The following is a 17,489-nucleotide window of genomic DNA, read 5'->3' as shown; positions in this document are numbered from 1 at the left end:
CCCGATGGGCCTACCATCAGCAGCGGACGACCCGACTCATCGACGAGGAGAGGTTCATGCGCCGTACATTCTTCGCTCTGTCCGTACTCGCTCCGCTCATGGTCAGCGGTGTCGCGACCGCCGATCCAGCACCGCAGGGGACGGGGACGCTGACCGCGTGGACCTTCACCGGCCGGGAGCCGATACCGGTGAATCGAGCCGACATCGAGGTGACGCCGTGCGATGCGAAGCAGGTGGTCGCGACGCTGGTCAGCGGGGCCGACGGGCGCGCCACGGTGGCGCTGCCCACGGGGTGTTACGAGGCGAGGGTGGTGACCGTGCCCGGCGGTTGCGGGTTGGCCGTCACCGAGCCGGTGCGGGTCATCGTGGCCGCGGGCGCCCCGGCGCGGGCGGACTTCCGGTTCGGCTGCGCCTGAGCGAGGTTCAGTCCTTCGGGCCGCCGGCCACGTAGATGACCTGGCCAGAGACGAAGCCGGCGCCCTCGCTCACGAAGAACGCGGCGGTGTTGGCGATGTCTTCGGGCGTGCCGACCCGGTTCACCGGGATCTGCGCGGCCGCGGCGGCCTTGAATGCCTCGAAGTCGGCACCGACCCGGGCGGCGGTGGCCGCGGTCATCTCGGTTTCGATGAAACCGGGCGCGATCGCGTTGGCGGTGACGCCGAATTTGCCGAGTTCGAAGGCGAGAGTCTTGGTGAACCCCTGCATGCCCGCCTTTGCCGCGGAGTAGTTGGCCTGGCCGCGGTTGCCGAGTGCCGAGGTGCTCGACAGGTTGACGATGCGCCCGAACTTCGCCTCCACCATGTACTTCTGCACGGCGCGGGTCATCAGGAAGGCGCCGCGCAGGTGCACGTTCATGACGGTGTCCCAGTCGTCGACCGACATCTTGAACAGCAGGTTGTCGCGCAGCACGCCCGCGTTGTTGACCAGGACGGTCGGCGCGCCGAGCTCGGTGGCGATCCGCTCCACCGCGGCGGCGACGGCCGCTTCGTCGGCCACGTCGGCACCGACCGCGAGCGCTGCGCCCCCGGCGGCCTCGATGGCGGCGACGGTGCCCGCGCAGGCGGCTTCGTCGAGATCGAGGACAGCGACGGCGTATCCGTCGGTGGCGAGCTTCGTGGCCACCGCGGCGCCGATACCACGGGCGGCTCCGGTGACGATCGCGACCTTGCGTTGCGTGGGCATCCGTCTCCTACAAGCCTGAGCTGGGCGAATGGTGATGGTCGGGGTGACAGGATTTGAACCTGCGACCCTCCGCTCCCAAAGCGGATGCGCTACCAAGCTGCGCTACACCCCGATACCTCACCGGCGTGAGCACCGTGGAGGCAATACATGTTTGAGCGGGTGACGGGAATCGAACCCGCACCATCAGCTTGGAAGGCTGAGGTTCTACCATTGAACTACACCCGCAGGCATACGACATCGATGGGATCGCCACGATGTCGTGTGCGCCACGACTGTACCGAACCTCGCGCGAAAAATGCCAATCCGGCCCCTGCCTGCCCGATTGATGCGTGTCGGCCGCAGGTGTACCCCACTCCCCGTGCGACCAACCGTCGCCATGCCCGATTAGGGCCTAATGACCCTATCCCCGAAACCCCCTCCCGGCGACGATGGTTGATGCGCCCATGGGGACCGGCGCCTGCTCCACCGGGGGAATAAATAGGAGAATTTTCCTTAAAAACCCGGCATGTGGGCGGCGATTAGGCCACCATGAGAGTGCGCGTGACGGCTACTGCCACATCGTCACGACTCGCACCCCGTGCCAGGAGGGACCCATGGCGACGCAACGTCCACCGCCCGACGGAGGGCATCACGCTGCACGTTTTCGGCTCCCGAAATTCTTTTCGGGAAATGTGTAACGCCGGAGGCGCTGCAGCGATGTCATAGCCGATCGCCATTCGCGAGAGATCAGAGAACACGTTCCAGAACGTGACTTTTCGGTCTCGGGTGGCTTGCTAGGATCCTTTTTGCCGGACGGGGGTATCTGGAAAGGGGGCGGTGAGCGTGTGCCGAACTCGGCGGACCCAACCGCGTAGCAGTGCGAATGATCGAGGTGGCAAGTTCGTCGCCACCTATCGCCGGTGATGTCGATGACTGTCCACATCGAGCCACCGGTCGCCGCGATGGCCCGCGCCTGGGCCCGCGCGGTATGCGCCGAACCGGGCTCTTCCACGGCGCCGCACCAGTTGGAGCCGGTGCTCGTCGACATCGTCGAGCGGCTGCTGCACCTGGCTCGGACCGAACCGTTCCCGGTTCCCCAGGCGCGCAAGCTCGGCGCGCGATTGGCCGAGGCTCCGTTCGAACGCACCAGGATGCTGGCCCATGCCAGTCGCTGGCTGCTCGGCTTCCCCTCGGGGGTTCCGGGTTCGCTGGTGGCGACCCGCTGGCCGCTGGTGGCCAGCCAGGCCATCGACAGCTACGCACAGGCTCTGCAGGAACGCGCTCTGGCGCAACAGGAACAGAACATCTCGGCGAAAGTGTCACTGCGCGTACAGGAGATCGCCGCGCTGCAGCACCGCTTGCGCCACGAGGCGACTCACGACGCCCTCACCGACCTCGCGAACCGCACGCTGCTGCAAGAACGGGTACGCGCGTTCGCCGCCGACCCGAGCCGCGGTGTCGGTGTGCTGGTGGTGGACCTGGACCGCTTCAAACAGATCAACGACGGCTACGGACACGCGATCGGCGACGAGGTACTGGTCGAACTGGCCAACCGCTTGCGTGAGGTGTGCCCGCCCGACACGGTGATCTGCCGATACGGCGGCGACGAGTTCGTGGTGGCGGCCAACCCGCGCCGCGACACCCTCGGCGAGTTGGCACACCGCGTGGTCGCCGCACTGCGCGACCCGGTGTGGTCGAGCGCGGGCCCCGTGCCGGTGTCGGCCAGCGTGGGCACCGCGTTCTGCCCACCGGGAAAGACGTGCGATTTCACCGACCTGTTGCGTCGCGCCGACCGCGCGATGTACTCGGCGAAATCGGCGGGCGGGCGGCGTTTCGCGCTCGCTGAATCGGGCGACCCCGAACTGGGAACGGCGGTCGCCGGCTGAGTCGGATCGCGAAGCCTGCACTTCGCGCTCCGGCTCAGCCGATTTCTACTCGGGCTGGCAGGCGGGGCACCAGAAGAGGTTTCGGCCTTCCATGACCTTGTGCGCGATGGGAGTTGCGCAGACTCGGCAGGGTTCGCCTTGGCGGCGGTAGACGTAGGTGCGGGGGCGGTCTTTGGCGTAGGACGGTGCGCCGGTGTCGTGTTCGGGACGGACCACGTGCATGCGACCGGTGGTGACGCCGATCGGCATGAGGTCGACCAGATCGGCCCAGAGCGCGTCCCATTCGGTGGGGGTGATCGAGGTGCCGGGGCGGAAGGGCGAGATGCCGTGGCGGAACAGGACTTCCGCGCGGTAGACGTTGCCCACACCGGCGATCAGCGCCTGGTCCATCAGCAACGCGCCGATCGCCCTGCGGGAGCGGCGGATTCGCGCGCCCGCTCGTTCGTGGTCGGCGTCGGCGCGTAACGGGTCGGCGCCGAGGCGTGCGGTGAGCGCGTCCACGTCGGGTGGCATCAGCACTTCACACGCCGTGGGCCCGCGCAGGTCGGTACCGAAATCCGTTGCGGCACCGAGCATTCGCATGCGCACCTGCCCGACCGGCGCCGCCATCGGCAACTCGGCCTCGCTGAAGGTGCCGTACAGCCCGAGATGCACGTGCACCGTCAGCCCGGACGCGTAGTGATGCAGCAGATGCTTCCCGTAGGCCTCGGCCCGCTCCAGCACCTGCCCGTCGATGAGCGCGGCCCCTTCGACGAACCGCCCCTGCGGACTCGAAACCCGCACCACCCCGCCGGAAAACCGCCGGTGATGGAGCTGCGCTATCCGATGAAGGGTGTGCCCCTCAGGCAAAGAAACACACCCTCCTCGAGCCACCTCTGCGGGTGTTTCGGCCAGACCTTGCCAGTGCTGAGCTCAGTATGCGGGGACCTCGGGCGCGATGCCGGTCTTCTCGTAATCGGCCAGGATGTCGATGCGGCGCTGGTGGCGCGCCTCGTCCGACCAGGCGGCCGCGAGGAACGCGTCGACGATGGCGAGCGCCTCGGCGGTGGAGTGCATGCGGCCGCCGACGCCGATCAGGTTGGCGTTGTTGTGTTCGCGGGCCAGCACGGCGGTTTCGACGCTCCAGGCCAGGGCACAACGGGCGCCCGCCACCTTGTTGGCGGCGATCTGCTCGCCGTTGCCGCTGCCACCGAAGACCAGACCGAGCGAGCCCGGATCGGCGACGGTGCGCCGGGCCGCCTCGATGCAGAAGGCGGGGTAGTCGTCGAGAGCGTCGTACTCGAGGGCGCCGCAGTCGACGACCTCCACTCCGGCCTCCTGCAGATGAGCTTTGACGTGATTCTTCAGTTCGAAACCGGCATGGTCGGCACCCAGGTAAACGCGCATGGCTGCGATTGTCGCAGGCCCGCTTAGAGTCGTTTCATGCACCCGCACGAACCGCATTCCCCGCATTCGGCAGGTTCCCCGCCGGAGCACACCGGGCAGCAGCCCGACCGAACACCGTCACTGGACAAGGACACAGCGCCACCCTCACCATGGGCCCAGCCCGATCCACGGACGGGCGGTTTCCCCGCGCAGGCCGGCCCACCGCAGCCGCACACAGGCCCGTATCCGCCGGTCGCCCCTGGCGGGTACGCCCCCGGCTACTATCCGCCGAGCGGTCCGCCCGCACCGCCGCAGCACCGACCGCGCGGACTGATGCCGTGGGATCGTCCCGCCCGGCATCCGTGGGAGATCCCGCTGCTGATCGTCGTCATCATGTTCACCACGGTCGCGTACCTGCTCGCGCTCCTGCTCATGACGTTCGAACTGTTCGCCGATCCCCTCGTCGACGAGAACGGTGTGGAACAAACCGGTTCGATCGTCACCAGTCCGTATGTGCTGCTGCTGTTGTTCGCGCCGGTGCTGCTGTGGGCCGGTCGTGGCCTGAATCTCGCGACCCAGCGCGTGAACGGGGTGAAGATGTCGCCCACCCAGTTCCCCGAGGGCTACCGGATGGTGCAGGAGGCGGCGGCGCGATTCGGGATGTACAAGGCGCCGGACGCCTACGTCATCCTGGGCAACGGCAAGATCAACGCGTTCGCCGCCGGGCACGGGTTCCGCCGGTTCGTCGTGGTGTACAGCGACCTGTTCGAAATCGGTGGCGCCGCACGCGAACCCGACGGACTCGCGTTCATCATCGGGCACGAAGTCGGGCATATCGCCGCTGGTCACGTCTCCTATTGGCGACAGCTGGGCATGTTCGTCGCGCCGTGGCTGCCGCTGCTCGGGTCGTCGCTGATCCGCGCCCAGGAGTACACCGCCGACAATCACGGCTTCTGCTTCCGGCCGCACGGCGCGTCCACCGCGATGGCGACGCTCGCCGCGGGCAAGTACCTCAATACCGACGTCGGCGTCGACGAGATGGCCGACCGCGCCGCGCTCGATCGGGGTGGTTTCATCTGGCTGGTCAACGCGATGGCCAGCCACCCGGTGCTCACCTGGCGGATGTGGGCGCTGCGCGATCGCAGCAAGCCGGGCCCGATGTTCTGGCGTCCGAGCGCACCGCAGCCCGGCATGATCCCGCCGCACGGCGGATATCCGCTGAATTCGACGCCGCCCGCGTTGCCGCCGAAGCCGGTCTGATCGGACGGGGGTGCCGAGGCAGGCACCCCCGTGCGCAGGCTCAGTCGAAGACCGGATCCTCGGTGCGGGTGCGCTTGAGCTCGAAGAAGTGCGGATACGAGGCCAGCGCGACCACGCCGTCCCACACCTTGCCCGCGTCCTCGCCACGCGGGATGCGCGAGAGCACCGGCCCGAAGAAGGCGGTCCCGTTGATGTGAATGGTGGGCGTGCCGACATCGGGGCCGACCTTGTCCATGCCCGCGTGGTGGCTGGCTCGCAACGCCTCGTCGTAGTCGGTGCTGTTCGCGGCCTCGGCGAGTTCGGCGGGCAGCTTCAGCTCGGCGAGCGCGTCGGCGACGACCGCGTCGAAGGTCTCCTGCAGCGTCTCGCGCTCGTAGTCGGCTCTGCGGTCGTGGATCCGGGTGCCCAGCGCGGTGTAGAGCGGCGACAGGATCTCGTCGCCGTACTTCTGACCGGCGGCGGTGACGACCCGAACCGGGCCCCACGCGGCGGCCATCATGTCGGCGTAGCGCTCCGGCAGGCCCTCTTTGCCCTCGTTGAGCACCGCCAGGCTCATCACGTGGAAGCGCGCTTCGATATCGCGCACCTTCTCGACTTCCAGGATCCACCGCGAGGTGATCCAGCACCACGGGCACAGCGGGTCGAACCAGAAATCGGCGACATCCTTGGTGGCCTGCTCGCTCACGATGGGTTCCTCTCGGGTCAGCGGTGGCGGGTCGGGTCGCCCCACCGACTGGTGCAACCGCATCGCCGCCGGAATCGTTCCCGTGGGTGAAAACGCGCACTAAGCTCGGGTGCGAGGAGTCCGGGTCGTCCGCGAGAAGGGGTCCGTTCATGAGCTCGAATCAGCATTTCGTCGTCATCGGTGGAGGTCTGGGCGGAGCGAAAATCGCCGAAGCCCTGCGCGCCAACGATTTCGACGGCCGCGTCACTCTGCTGGCCGCCGAAGAGGAGCTGCCGTACGAGCGTCCGCCACTGTCGAAACAGCATCTGGCGGGCACCCAGCAGCTGCCCGATTTCACCGTCGATCCGGCCGCTTGGTACCGCGATCACCACGTCGACCTGCGGCTGGGTACCACCGCCACCGCGTTCGACCCGATCGCCAAGACCGTGACACTGCCCGACGGTTCCACGCTGGACTACGACAAACTGGCCCTCGCCACCGGTTCGCGAGCCCGCACGCTCGACATTCCCGGCGCCGATGCCCCGAACGTCTACACCCTGCGCACCATCGGCGATTCGAACGCGCTGCTCGAGATACTGCGCACGGATCGGCGCCTGGTGATCATCGGGGCAGGCTGGATCGGTCTCGAGGTCGCCGCACAAGCCCGCGCCAAGGGCGTCGAGGTGACGGTGATCGAGACGGCCGACCTGCCGCTGGTCACCGTGCTCGGCCCGGAGATGGGCGCGTTCTACGCCGATCTGCATCGCGCGCACGGCGTCGACCTGCGCACGAACACCTCCGTCGACGCGATCCTCACCGACGAGGGTGAGGCGAGCGGCGTGCGGCTCGGCGACGGCACCGTGGTGCCCGCGCAGGCGGTGCTGGTCGCGGTGGGCGCCCAGCCCAATATCGAGGCGGCGACAGCGGCGGGGCTGGCGGTCGACGGCGGCGTGCTGGTGGACGCCGCCCTGCGCACCAGCAACCCCGATGTGGTCGCGGTGGGCGATATCGCCGAGCAGGACCATCCGCTGCTGCACCGGCCGATCCGCATCGAGCACTGGGCGACCGCGCTGAATCAGCCCGCGGTCGCCGCGAAGACGATGCTGGGCAAGACGGCGGTCTACGACCGGCTTCCGTATTTCTTCAGCGATCAGTACGACGTCGGGATGGAGTACTCCGGCTACGTCGGACGCGGCGACGACGTGCGGGTGGTGGTGCGCGGCGATCTCGGCGAGCGCGAGTTCGTGACGTTCTGGCTGGACCCGCAGAACAGGGTGCGCGCGGGGATGAACGTCAACGTGTGGGACGTGACCGACCGGATCAAGCAGCTGATCGGGTCGGCGGAACCCGTCGATCCCGCACGGTTGGCGGACACGAGCACCCCCTTGTGATCCACTTCACAGCGATTGGTGTGTCGAAGACTGCCCGTCGGCTCCGACCTACCGTCGAACGCGCCACCGGGGCGCAGCGAGCAGGAGCCGAACCATGAAATTCATGCTGGTCAAGACCTATTCCGAGGCCGCCTACTGCGACATCCCGCTGCCGGAGTGGGCACCCGAGGACATCGCCGCCCACATCGACTTCCAGCGGGCACTGGGCGAACAGCTCGCCGCCGCGGGCGAACTCGTCGACGCGCAGGGCCTGGCCGCACCCGATCAGGCGATGATCGTGTGTTCCGACGGCCGCTCGGCGCCGGTGGTGACGGACGGGCCTTTCCCGGAGACCAAGGAGTTCCTGGCCGGTTTCTGGGTGGTCGATGTCGATTCCGCCGAGCGCGCGGTCGAGATCGCCGCGCAGGCCTCCGCGGCGCCGGGCCCCGGCGGCACACCGATCGGTGAGTACATCGAGGTGCGCCAGATCATGAGCGCGCCCGACGTAGCCTGAGGCGAGACGCTGACTCCGCGCATCGAGGACCTGCTGCGTGAACTTTCGCCGCAGGTCCTCGGCGTATTGGTTCGCCGCTTCGGCGATTTCGACCTCGCCGAGGATTCGGTGCAGGACGCGCTGCTCGCGGCGGCGACCCAGTGGGATCGCGACGGACTTCCGGACAATCCGCGCGGCTGGCTGATCCAGGTCGCGCAGCGGCGGATGGCCGACGCGGTGCGTGCCGAGGTGGCGCGGCGACGCAGGGAGACCACGGTTTTCGTACGGGATGTGCCCGTCGAGGCGGTCGGCAGCGATGACACCCTCGACATGTACTTCCTGTGCTGCCATCCCGACTTGCCGCCCGCCGGGGCGGTGGCCCTGACGCTGCGAGCGGTCGGCGGCCTGAGTACCGCCGAGATCGCGGCGGCCTTCCTCGTCCCGGAATCGACTATGGGCCAACGCATCTCGCGGGCGAAGAAGCGTCTGGCCGAATCGGATCGGCCCTTCGCCGACGGCGGGCACGACAGCACACGGGTCAGTGCCGTGCTGCAGGTGCTGTATGTGATCTTCACGGAGGGGCACACCAGCACCGCCGGAACGGGGTTGCGGCGCGGGGACCTGTCGGCGGAGGCGATCCGGCTCACGCGTGCTCTGCGCACGCTGCTCCCGGAAAACACCGAGGTCACCGGCCTTCTCGCGCTGATGCTGCTCACCGACGCCCGCCGCGCCGCCCGCTGCGGACCACACGGCGAACTGATCCCGCTCACCGAGCAGGACCGCTCCCGCTGGGACCGCACCCAGATCACCGAGGGCCTTCGCCTGCTCACCGCGACCATGCCTGCCGGGCTCACGGGTCTCTACCAGATGCAGGCCGCCATCGCGGCGCTGCATGCGCAGGCCCGACGCCCCGAGGACACCGAGTGGACCCGAATCCTGCAGCTCTACACCATGATCGAACGCCTGACCCCCAACCCGATGATCACCCTCAACCGGGCGGTCGCCACCGCGATGGTGCACGGTCCGGCGGCGGGGCTGGCGGTAGCCGACAGCGTCGCCGAACCGCTGTCGCGCTCGCACCGCCTCGCCGCCGTGCGCGGGCATCTTCACGAGATGGCAGGCGAGCAGGCCGCGGCCGTGCGCGAATACCAGCGGGCGGCCAGACAGACCGCCAGCGTGCCGGAACGCGACTACCTGCTGTTGCGCGCCGCACGTCTGCGCGCGGGCGAGGCGTGAGGGCAGGTCCTGCCGGTCACGCCGAAAACGCCGTTGCGCGGCGCGCTTTCGCCGACAGCCAGGCTGCCGGGCACCACGCGAGCCGGTGCCTGGCAGACTCGCTGCGATGACGGACGTTTTCAGTGCGGGCGTGCTGGTGTTTCGCCGCGTCGAGGCCGGGATCGAGGTCCTGCTCGGGCACATGGGTGGGCCGCTGTGGGCGAAGAAGGACGCCTCGGCGTGGTCGATTCCCAAGGGCGAGTATCGGTCCGAGGAAGAGTCCGCGCGCGACGCGGCCGGGCGCGAGTTCACCGAGGAGCTCGGGCTGCCGGTGCCCGAGGGCGTGTGGATCGACCTCGGTGAGGTGAGTTATCGCAGCGGGTCCAAACGCAAGTACCTCACAGTGTGGGCGGTGGAGGGCGATCTCGACCCGGCCGACGTCGTGCCGGGCACATTCGAGATGGAGTGGCCGCCACGGTCGGGCAAGGTCGCGGAATTCCCCGAGATCGACCGGGCGGACTGGTTCGACACCGCCACGGCGCAGGAAAAGCTCGGCAAAGGCCAGCGCCCCTTCCTCACCCGGCTCACCGACCAGCTGCACTGAGATCGGAGTAGATTTCAGCTATGCCCAGCGACCTGCAGCTGAAGATCATGAACAGAGTCCACCGCACCCTGCTCACGGTGACCGGCGGACGCCTCGGCAACTCGTTCTTCGGGATGCCGTCCCTGCAACTCACCACGATCGGCCGCAAATCCGGCGAGCCGCGCAAGGTCATGCTGACCGCGCCGATCATCGACGGCGACACGATCGTGGTCGTCGCCTCCCGCGGCGGCGACCCCACCCATCCTTCGTGGTTCGTGAACCTGCGCGACAACCCGAACGTCGAGGTGTCACTGCGCAACGGCCCCGTGCGCCCGATGACTGCCCACGTCGCCACCTCCGACGAACGCGCGGCACTGTGGCCTCGGGTCACCGAGGCCTACAAGGGCTACGCCGACTATCAGACGAAAACGACGCGCGAGATCCCCTTGGTCCTGCTCACACCGAGGAACTGACCCACCTGCCGGCGGGTACACACGGCGGGCATCGAACACGATGCCCGCCCTACACCAGCGCGGCCCGGAACTCGGTGGGGCTCGTCCCGCGGAGTCGTTTGAAGGCCGCGCTGAAGCCGAAGGCGTCGGAATAGCCGACCGTGGTGGCCACCTGCGCGACGCTGCGCGCGGGGTCGGCGAGCAGTTCTTCGGCTTCGGCCATGCGCCATTCGGTGAGGTAGGCCAGTGGTGGTTCGCCCATCACTTCGGTGAAGCGCCGAGCGAACAGGGCGCGCGAGACCGCCGCCTCGGTGGCCAGGCTCGCCACGGTCCAGCGGTGGAACGGCCGGTCGTGGATGGCGGTGAGCGCCGGGCCGACGATCGGGTCGGCCATCCCCCGGTACCAGGCGGGCGCGCAATGCTGCTGTTCGGCGAGCCAGGAGCGCAGCGTGCAGACCAGTGCCCAGTCCAGCAGCCGGTCCATCAGCGCTTGCGAGCCCGCGCTGAACCGGACCGCGTCGGCGGCGGATTGTTCCAGCCACAAACACATTTCCGGGTCTTCGTGCACCACCATCACCTGCGGTAGCGCTCGCAAGAGCCGTTCGTGGCGTCGCCCCGATGCCCGATAGGCGCCGACGAGCAGCGAAGTCTCGCCCGGCGCACCGGTTGTGGATGGCGTGACGATCAATTCCGATGTCGCGCAACTGATGTCGGTGGGGCCGAATCCGTCCGGCACGAAACAGGACAGCTCGTAGCGCTCGTGCGGACGGTCGAGCGCGGCGGGCGTGTCTGCCAGGTGGAAGGGTTCACCCGCCTGCACGAGCGCGGTGTCACCGGCGATCAGACTCGTGCGTGATCCATCAGCGAGCACCAGTGTGCCGCCGCCACGCAACACCGTCACCATGATCAGGGGCGCACGGTCGGCGAAGCGAATCGTCCACGGCGGGCGCAGCACGGCATGGGCCACGACCGATCCTTCGGCACGAATGCCGCTCAGCAACGAACTCAACGGGTCCACCCCACCAGGGTAGACGAATTCCTATCGACTGGAGATGATCACCCATAGATCGTCCACACGATCCGCGGTTGACTGAAGCGACCGGGCCGACCAGCCCGCACCCGATCGAACAGGAGCTCACCGTGACCCAGTCCGCCGCCACCACGACTGCCACCGCCGAACCGACCACCACCGGATCGAGCACCTCCGCACCGGGCGCCACCGCGCTCGTGGTCCTCGGCCACCACCGCTCCGATTCGCTGTCGGCCCATATCGCCGGCCGCGCCGCAGGCCGCCTCACCGCCGCCGGGTACACGGTCGATTTCCTCGATCTGCAGGCCGAGAACTTCGACCCGCGGATGACCGTCGCCGACCAGCCCGAGTGGGGCAATCGCGACAAGGTCTACTCCCCCACCGCCGAGGCGCACATGCGGCGCATGCTGGCCGCCGACGTCGTGGTCGTGGTGTTCCCGGTCTACTGGCAGAGTGTGCCCGCCCTGCTCAAAGGCTGGATCGACACCGTATGGAACTACGGCTTCGCCTACGGCCGCAGCAAGCCGCGACTGGCGGGCAAGCGCGTTTTGTGGCTCGGATTGCTCGGAGCCACAGCCGATGACGCGATCGTCCCCGGCATGCAGCAGCTGCTGGAAGCCCAGCTCAACGAGGGTTTGGCCTACTACAGCGGTTTCGCGGACTCGCGGGTAGGCCTGCTGCCCGATGCCGAGGAGCAGCCCCAAAGTCTCGACGACGAAGGCAATCTCGTGATCGGCGAGGCGATCAGCGGGGACGCGCGGACCACCCACTACGCCGCCTTCGACGCGAAAGCCGAGGGTTTCGTCGACGCGTTGCTGGCCGCGAGTCGCGTCGCCGCCTGAACGATCGTTCGGCCGACCGGGCGGCACTCCGGTCGGCCGAACACGGGCCCTCACGCACCGATCCCGTCGCCCACCGCGGGCTCTCGGTAGCGGCTCAGAGTCCGGTGAGCGTGCGGCGCAGCACACCGTAGAGCTCTGTGGACGTGCCTGATTCGACCGCCGCCTTGTCGATCAGATCGATGGCGGCGGCGGTGAACTCATCGCTCTGGACCTGCACGTAGTCGGCAGGGGTGTCGATGCCGACGGCCTGCTCGGCCAGCGATGTCGATATCGCCTGCAAGAACGGGATCATCAGCGCGGCCAGGTGCGCCGCGGTACCGCCGGTGGTGCGGACCATCGCGGCGCCCTGGCGGAACGCGGTGAACATGGCATACATGCCGCCCAGGATCGACAGGTCGTACATGGCAGCGGCACCGAGATCCTCGCCGACGTATTCGGCCCTGCCGAACAGTTCCAGCACCGACCGGTGACGATCGAACGCCGCGCTCGCCCCGCTGTAGATCACGAGCGAAGCGGGGCCGCCGATCATCTCGGGCGATGCCATGATGCCGCCGTCGATCAACTCCACCTCGTTGGCCACGGCCCACCTGCCCAGTGCGCGCGCCTGCTCGGGAGTCGTGGTGGTCAGGTTGACTACCGTTCGACCCCGCACCAGCGCGGCGGCGGGCTCGATGTGCTCGCGCACAGCAGCGTCGTCGAGGACACACAGGATGACCAGATCGGCCGCCGCCATCGCCTCGGCGGCGGTCGCGGCCACCCGCGCACCCTGCGCCACCAGCGCTTCGGCTCGCGACGCGGTGCGGTTCCACACCACCACCCGGTGACCGCCTGCCAGCAGCGCCTGTGCCAGCGCGGTGCCCATCGCCCCGAGACCGATCACCGAAACTTGCTGTGCTGCCGTTGAATTCGTCATAGCTGCCTTAGCGTCGAAGTTCTCGCTGCCTGTTCGGCAACGCACTTCTAGATTTGCCCGTTGCGCTACAATCGACAAGTACCGACTATGAAGTGCAATACCCACTAAATGGTAAGTAAGGACATCATGCCGCAGCGAGTGCGACCGTATTCCTGCGAACTCGACGCCGCGCTCGACGTCGTCGGCGGTAAATGGAAAGCGCTGATCCTGTGGGCCCTGTCCACCGGGACTCAGCGCTTCGGTGACCTGAAACGCCTGATTCCCGGCGTGACCGAGAAAATGCTGATCCAGCAACTGCGCGAGCTCGAACACGACGGGATCATCCACCGCGAGGTCTACGCGCAGGTCCCCCCGAAGGTCGAGTACTCGCTCACCGACCGCGGGGTGTCACTCAACGCGGCCCTCGCCGCACTCGGCGCCTGGGGCAGGGAGAACATGAGCCACATCTGCGCGGTCAAAGGCGTCGACGCACCCGTGCACTGACCGAGCCGTCCGCCACCGGCGCCGTCTCAGGTCAAGCCTGGATTCCTGCCCACTTCCTGCCGGTGATGCGCTCGTAGGCCTCTTCGTACTTGCGGCGAGTGCCTTCGACGACGTCGGCGGGGATCTCGGGGCCCGGGTATTCCTTGTTCCAGCCGGTGGAGGTCGACCAGTCGCGCACGAACTGCTTGTCGAAGGAACGCTGGGCGCGGCCCGGCTCCCACTCGTCGGCGGGCCAGAAGCGCGAGGAGTCCGACGTCAGCACCTCGTCACCGAGGGTGAGAACGTCACCGTCCCACCCGAATTCGACCTTCGTATCGGCTACGATCACACCGGCCTTCGCCGCGTGTTCGGCCCCGCGCGAGTAGATCTCGAGGGTCAGATCGCGCAGCTTCTCGGCGACCTCACGGCCCTCCTGGTTCACCACATCGGCGAAACTGATCGCCTCGTCGTGCCCCTCGGACGCCTTCGTCGACGGCGTGAAGATCGGCTCGGGCAGCTTGTCGCCGTCACGCAACCCCGCGGGCAGCGCGATCCCCGACACAGTCCCCGACCGCTCGTACTCCTTGAGCCCCGATCCGGTCAGATACCCCCGCGCGATGCACTCGACAGCCAGCATCTTCAACGGCTTCACCCGGATCCCGCGTCCGGCGAACTCCGCGGGCACGTCGGTCGCCGAGACCACGTGATTCGGGATGCCGGTGAAGTACTCGAACCACCAGTTCGACAGCTGCGTCAGCAGCGCGCCCTTGTCCGGAATCGGCGTCGGCAGCACCACGTCGTAGACCGAAACCCGGTCCGACGCGACGAGCAGCAGGGTGTCGCCGTCCTCGTAGAGGTCGCGAACTTTCCCGGCGTGCACATGCTTCAACGTCGAGCCTCCGAATCTCCGGTGCGGTACCTGCGGGTTTCCCCGAACTCTACCGGCCCGCCCGAAGCCGGTAACACGCCTACCCGGCCCGCCCGTCGCCGGAAACTCGTGAGCGGGCGCGCACGGCAAGTGGCATTGTGGACGCCGAACTACCGTGCCGTGTTCGTCGAGGAACGAAGGAGATCAATGTCCGCCCCGAATCTCACCCGCGACCAGGCGGTCGAACGCGCGGCCGTGGTGGCCGTGCAGAACTACCGGATCGAACTCGACCTCACCGATCAGCCGCGCGGTGCGGGGTCCGAGGTGTCGGACACGTTCGGGTCCAAGACCACTGTCAGCTTCACCGCCACTCCCGGTGCGAGCACCTACATCGATCTGGTCGCGGCGCGCGTGCGGTCGGCGGTGCTCAACGGCGTCGCGCTCGATGTGAGCTCCTATGACGAGTCGACCGGGATCGCGCTGCCGGGGCTGGCCGAGAACAACGAGCTGGTGGTCGAGGCCGAGTGCGAGTACTCACACACCGGTGAGGGTCTGCACCGGTTCGTCGATCCGACCGACGACAAGGTGTACCTGTACTCGCAGTTCGAGACCGCCGATGCCAAACGGATGTTCGCCTGCTTCGATCAGCCCGATCTCAAGGCCACCTTCGACATCGTCGCCACCGCGCCCGAGGACTGGGCGGTCATCTCCAACGGCGCCGGTATCGAGCAGCTCGAGGTCGGCGCGGTCGTGCGTCACACGTTCGCCACCACCCCGCGGATGAGCACCTACCTGGTCGCCATGATCGCGGGTCCGTACGCGAAGTGGTCCGACACCTTCACCGACGCGAGCGGCGAGATCCCGCTGGGGCTGTACTGCCGTGCGTCGCTGGCCGACCATATGGACGCCGAGCGGCTGTTCACCGAGACCAAGCAGGGTTTCGAGTTCTACCACAACAACTTCGGCGTGCCGTACGCGTTCGGCAAGTACGACCAGCTGTTCGTGCCGGAGTTCAACGCGGGCGCGATGGAGAACGCCGGCGCTGTCACCTTCCTCGAGGACTACGTGTTCCGGTCCAAGGTGACCCGCGCGTCCTACGAGCGTCGCGCCGAGACCGTGCTGCACGAGATGGCGCACATGTGGTTCGGCGACCTGGTCACCATGAAGTGGTGGGACGATCTGTGGCTGAACGAGTCGTTCGCGACCTTCGCCTCGGTGCTGTGCCAGGCCGAGGCCACCGAATATACCAGCGCCTGGACCACTTTCGCGAATGTGGAGAAGTCCTGGGCCTACCGTCAGGACCAGCTGCCCTCGACCCACCCGATCGCCGCCGACATCTCCGATCTGCACGCGGTGGAGGTCAACTTCGACGGAATCACCTATGCCAAGGGCGCTTCGGTGCTCAAGCAGCTCGTCGCCTATGTGGGGCTGCAGCCGTTCCTGGCGGGCCTGCGCGACTACTTCGCCGAACATGCCTACGGCAACGCCACTTTCGACGATCTGCTCGCGGCGCTGGAGAAGGCGTCGGGGCGTGACCTGTCGGACTGGGGCGCGCAGTGGCTCAAGACCACCGGCCTCAACATCCTTCGCCCCGATTTCGCCGTCGCGGCGGACGGCACGTTCTCCAGTTTCGCGGTCGTACAGGAAGGTGCGGCGCCCGGCGCGGGCGAGTACCGCGTGCACCGGATCGCGATCGGCGTCTACGACGATGTCGACGGCAAGCTGGTGCGCACCGACCGGGTCGAACTCGACCTCGACGCCGCCGGGCGCACCGAGGTGCCCGAGCTGGTCGGCGTGGCGCGCGGTGCGCTGGTGCTGGTCAACGACGACGACCTCACCTACTGCTCGCTGCGCCTCGACCCCGATTCGCTCGACGTGGTCGTGCAGCGCGTCGGTGACATCGCCGACTCGCTGCCGCGCACGCTGGCCTGGTCAGCGGCCTGGGAGATGACCCGTCAGGCCGAGATGAAGGCCCGCGATTTCGTGGCCCTCGTGCAGCGCGGGATCGGCTCCGAATCCGAGATCGGGGTGGTGCAGCGGCTGCTCATGCAGGCCAACACCGCCATCTCGAGCTACGCCGATCCGGCGTGGGCCGAGCAGGAAGGCTGGGCCGCGTACGCCGACCGGCTGCTCGAGCTGGCCCGCGCCGCCGAGGCGGGTTCGGACCATCAGCTCGCCTTCGTCAACGCGCTGACCGGAGCGAAGCTGGAATCGCGCCACCTCGACGTGCTGGCGCAGCTCCTCGACGCCGACCCGGCCGCGGCCGGGCTGCCCGGCCTCACCGTCGACACCGACCTGCGCTGGCGCGTCATCACCGCGCTGGCCGCGGCAGGCCGGATCGACGCCGACGGCCTGGACTCCCCGACCATCGACGCCGAACTGCAAGGCGACCCGACCGCGGCAGGCAAACGCCAGGCGGCCACCGCGGCCACCGCACGCCCGATCCCCGAGGTCAAGGCACACGCCTGGGCCACCGTGATGGGCGACGACTCGGTGCCCAACATCACCGCCCGCGCCATCGTCGGCGGCTTCGCCCCCGCAGGTCAGGGCGCCGTACTGGCGCCGTACGTGGACAAGTACTTCGCCGAGATCCCCGCGGTATGGGATCGCCGTTCCAGCGAAGTCGCGCAGACCGTCGTGATCGGCCTGTACCCGCACTGGGCGATCAGCGAGGAAGCAGTCGCCAAGGCTGACCAGTTCCTGGCCGGCGACCACCCGCCCGCCCTGTACCGCCTGGTCTCCGAGGGCCGTGCGGGCATCGAACGTTCCCTGCGCGCAAGGGAATTCGACGCGAAGTAAGACCACACACGGGGAGGGCGGCCGGACAACCCCGCCGCCCTCCCCGCCGGCCCCACCCAAAACCACGCTGCTGAGAGCAGATCCGCCCACAGCAGCATCACCACCGAACCACGCTGTCCGCGAGGC

The 17,489-nt window shown here is 68.1% G+C and carries 18 protein-coding genes and 2 tRNA genes; 11 read left to right on the top strand and 9 right to left on the bottom strand.

Annotated elements, in window-relative coordinates:
* Positions 1 to 56 precede the first annotated feature (56 nt).
* Entirely contained in the window at positions 57 to 416 is a 360-nt protein-coding gene (locus ACFWFP_RS26090; RefSeq protein WP_379299212.1) for a hypothetical protein, read from the top strand.
* 7 nt (positions 417 to 423) lie between these two features.
* Here the strand turns inward: ACFWFP_RS26090 and fabG are convergent, their stop codons facing one another.
* The 3 genes from fabG to ACFWFP_RS26075 all read right to left on the bottom strand — a co-directional run bounded on the left by fabG (position 424) and on the right by ACFWFP_RS26075 (position 1,407).
* On the bottom strand, positions 424 to 1,182 hold the full coding sequence (gene fabG, locus ACFWFP_RS26085) for a 3-oxoacyl-ACP reductase FabG (protein ID WP_379299210.1): 759 nt from the start codon (positions 1,180 to 1,182) through the stop codon (positions 424 to 426).
* Between the two features lie 35 nt (positions 1,183 to 1,217).
* A tRNA-Pro gene (locus ACFWFP_RS26080) sits at positions 1,218 to 1,294 on the bottom strand.
* A 42-nt stretch (positions 1,295 to 1,336) separates the two neighbouring features.
* Positions 1,337 to 1,407, bottom strand: a tRNA-Gly gene (locus ACFWFP_RS26075).
* A gap of 683 nt (positions 1,408 to 2,090) precedes the next feature.
* Between ACFWFP_RS26075 and ACFWFP_RS26070 the strand changes: the two genes are divergently transcribed.
* Entirely contained in the window at positions 2,091 to 3,047 is a 957-nt protein-coding gene (locus tag ACFWFP_RS26070) for a diguanylate cyclase domain-containing protein (protein WP_378629970.1), read from the top strand.
* 45 nt (positions 3,048 to 3,092) lie between these two features.
* Here the strand turns inward: ACFWFP_RS26070 and ACFWFP_RS26065 are convergent, their stop codons facing one another.
* The gene (locus tag ACFWFP_RS26065; protein WP_379299208.1) at positions 3,093 to 3,896 is read right to left on the bottom strand and encodes an Fpg/Nei family DNA glycosylase; all 804 of its coding nucleotides are present in this window, start codon (positions 3,894 to 3,896) and stop codon (positions 3,093 to 3,095) included.
* A gap of 63 nt (positions 3,897 to 3,959) precedes the next feature.
* Complete coding sequence (locus ACFWFP_RS26060) at positions 3,960 to 4,433, bottom strand: ribose-5-phosphate isomerase (protein WP_379299206.1); 474 nt, start codon at positions 4,431 to 4,433, stop codon at positions 3,960 to 3,962.
* Positions 4,434 to 4,469: 36 nt separating this feature from the next.
* On the opposite strand from ACFWFP_RS26060, the gene ACFWFP_RS26055 reads away from it, so the two are divergent.
* Positions 4,470 to 5,672: a M48 family metallopeptidase gene (locus tag ACFWFP_RS26055; protein ID WP_379299204.1), complete on the top strand. Its 1,203-nt coding sequence runs from the start codon at positions 4,470 to 4,472 to the stop codon at positions 5,670 to 5,672.
* 40 nt (positions 5,673 to 5,712) lie between these two features.
* Here the strand turns inward: ACFWFP_RS26055 and ACFWFP_RS26050 are convergent, their stop codons facing one another.
* Positions 5,713 to 6,357, bottom strand: a complete 645-nt coding sequence (locus ACFWFP_RS26050; RefSeq protein ID WP_379299202.1) for a DsbA family protein — start codon at positions 6,355 to 6,357, stop codon at positions 5,713 to 5,715.
* A gap of 149 nt (positions 6,358 to 6,506) precedes the next feature.
* On the opposite strand from ACFWFP_RS26050, the gene ACFWFP_RS26045 reads away from it, so the two are divergent.
* From ACFWFP_RS26045 to ACFWFP_RS26025, 5 genes are all read left to right on the top strand, one after another.
* Positions 6,507 to 7,727, top strand: coding sequence for an NAD(P)/FAD-dependent oxidoreductase (locus tag ACFWFP_RS26045; RefSeq protein ID WP_379299201.1), 1,221 nt, complete (start codon positions 6,507 to 6,509; stop codon positions 7,725 to 7,727).
* 94 nt (positions 7,728 to 7,821) lie between these two features.
* Complete coding sequence (locus ACFWFP_RS26040) at positions 7,822 to 8,220, top strand: YciI family protein (RefSeq protein ID WP_379299199.1); 399 nt, start codon at positions 7,822 to 7,824, stop codon at positions 8,218 to 8,220.
* A gap of 9 nt (positions 8,221 to 8,229) precedes the next feature.
* Complete coding sequence (locus ACFWFP_RS26035) at positions 8,230 to 9,435, top strand: RNA polymerase sigma factor (RefSeq protein WP_379299267.1); 1,206 nt, start codon at positions 8,230 to 8,232, stop codon at positions 9,433 to 9,435.
* 106 nt (positions 9,436 to 9,541) lie between these two features.
* Positions 9,542 to 10,018 (top strand): NUDIX domain-containing protein, encoded by a 477-nt coding sequence (locus tag ACFWFP_RS26030; RefSeq protein ID WP_379299197.1) that lies wholly within the window; start codon positions 9,542 to 9,544, stop codon positions 10,016 to 10,018.
* Between the two features lie 20 nt (positions 10,019 to 10,038).
* On the top strand, positions 10,039 to 10,470 hold the full coding sequence (locus tag ACFWFP_RS26025) for a nitroreductase family deazaflavin-dependent oxidoreductase (RefSeq protein WP_379299195.1): 432 nt from the start codon (positions 10,039 to 10,041) through the stop codon (positions 10,468 to 10,470).
* 49 nt (positions 10,471 to 10,519) lie between these two features.
* Here ACFWFP_RS26025 and ACFWFP_RS26020 read toward each other — a convergent pair whose 3' ends face one another.
* Positions 10,520 to 11,467 (bottom strand): AraC family transcriptional regulator, encoded by a 948-nt coding sequence (locus tag ACFWFP_RS26020; RefSeq protein ID WP_379225960.1) that lies wholly within the window; start codon positions 11,465 to 11,467, stop codon positions 10,520 to 10,522.
* A gap of 68 nt (positions 11,468 to 11,535) precedes the next feature.
* Between ACFWFP_RS26020 and ACFWFP_RS26015 the strand changes: the two genes are divergently transcribed.
* Positions 11,536 to 12,321: an NAD(P)H oxidoreductase gene (locus ACFWFP_RS26015; protein ID WP_379299193.1), complete on the top strand. Its 786-nt coding sequence runs from the start codon at positions 11,536 to 11,538 to the stop codon at positions 12,319 to 12,321.
* Positions 12,322 to 12,415: 94 nt separating this feature from the next.
* On the opposite strand, the gene ACFWFP_RS26010 is transcribed toward ACFWFP_RS26015, so the two are convergent.
* On the bottom strand, positions 12,416 to 13,279 hold the full coding sequence (locus tag ACFWFP_RS26010) for an NAD(P)-dependent oxidoreductase (RefSeq protein WP_379299191.1): 864 nt from the start codon (positions 13,277 to 13,279) through the stop codon (positions 12,416 to 12,418).
* Positions 13,280 to 13,360: 81 nt separating this feature from the next.
* Here ACFWFP_RS26010 and ACFWFP_RS26005 point away from each other — a divergent pair, with 81 nt between their 5' ends.
* On the top strand, positions 13,361 to 13,717 hold the full coding sequence (locus ACFWFP_RS26005) for a winged helix-turn-helix transcriptional regulator (protein ID WP_379299189.1): 357 nt from the start codon (positions 13,361 to 13,363) through the stop codon (positions 13,715 to 13,717).
* Between the two features lie 31 nt (positions 13,718 to 13,748).
* On the opposite strand, the gene ACFWFP_RS26000 is transcribed toward ACFWFP_RS26005, so the two are convergent.
* Positions 13,749 to 14,585 (bottom strand): phosphoribosylaminoimidazolesuccinocarboxamide synthase, encoded by an 837-nt coding sequence (locus tag ACFWFP_RS26000; RefSeq protein WP_379299187.1) that lies wholly within the window; start codon positions 14,583 to 14,585, stop codon positions 13,749 to 13,751.
* Between the two features lie 186 nt (positions 14,586 to 14,771).
* On the opposite strand from ACFWFP_RS26000, the gene pepN reads away from it, so the two are divergent.
* Positions 14,772 to 17,363, top strand: a complete 2,592-nt coding sequence (pepN, locus tag ACFWFP_RS25995; RefSeq protein ID WP_379299185.1) for an aminopeptidase N — start codon at positions 14,772 to 14,774, stop codon at positions 17,361 to 17,363.
* Positions 17,364 to 17,489 lie beyond the last annotated feature (126 nt).

The organism is Nocardia sp. NPDC060249 (genome assembly GCF_042728755.1).
Taxonomy (GTDB): domain Bacteria; phylum Actinomycetota; class Actinomycetes; order Mycobacteriales; family Mycobacteriaceae; genus Nocardia.
Note: the sequence above shows the minus strand (reverse complement) of the source record. Positions and strands in the feature narration are given on the sequence as shown.

Excerpts from the sequence above, each read along its gene's own strand:
- ACFWFP_RS26070 (WP_378629970.1), top strand. The coding sequence starts at position 2,091 with ATGACTGTCCACATCGAGCCACCGGTCGCCGCGATGGCCCGCGCCTGG.
- ACFWFP_RS26060 (WP_379299206.1), bottom strand. The coding sequence starts at position 4,433 with ATGCGCGTTTACCTGGGTGCCGACCATGCCGGTTTCGAACTGAAGAAT.
- pepN (WP_379299185.1), top strand. The coding sequence starts at position 14,772 with ATGTCCGCCCCGAATCTCACCCGCGACCAGGCGGTCGAACGCGCGGCC.
- ACFWFP_RS26025 (WP_379299195.1), top strand. The coding sequence starts at position 10,039 with ATGCCCAGCGACCTGCAGCTGAAGATCATGAACAGAGTCCACCGCACC.
- ACFWFP_RS26005 (WP_379299189.1), top strand. The coding sequence starts at position 13,361 with ATGCCGCAGCGAGTGCGACCGTATTCCTGCGAACTCGACGCCGCGCTC.
- ACFWFP_RS26040 (WP_379299199.1), top strand. The coding sequence starts at position 7,822 with ATGAAATTCATGCTGGTCAAGACCTATTCCGAGGCCGCCTACTGCGAC.
- ACFWFP_RS26030 (WP_379299197.1), top strand. The coding sequence starts at position 9,542 with ATGACGGACGTTTTCAGTGCGGGCGTGCTGGTGTTTCGCCGCGTCGAG.
- ACFWFP_RS26090 (WP_379299212.1), top strand. The coding sequence starts at position 57 with ATGCGCCGTACATTCTTCGCTCTGTCCGTACTCGCTCCGCTCATGGTC.
- ACFWFP_RS26055 (WP_379299204.1), top strand. The coding sequence starts at position 4,470 with ATGCACCCGCACGAACCGCATTCCCCGCATTCGGCAGGTTCCCCGCCG.
- ACFWFP_RS26045 (WP_379299201.1), top strand. The coding sequence starts at position 6,507 with ATGAGCTCGAATCAGCATTTCGTCGTCATCGGTGGAGGTCTGGGCGGA.
- fabG (WP_379299210.1), bottom strand. The coding sequence starts at position 1,182 with ATGCCCACGCAACGCAAGGTCGCGATCGTCACCGGAGCCGCCCGTGGT.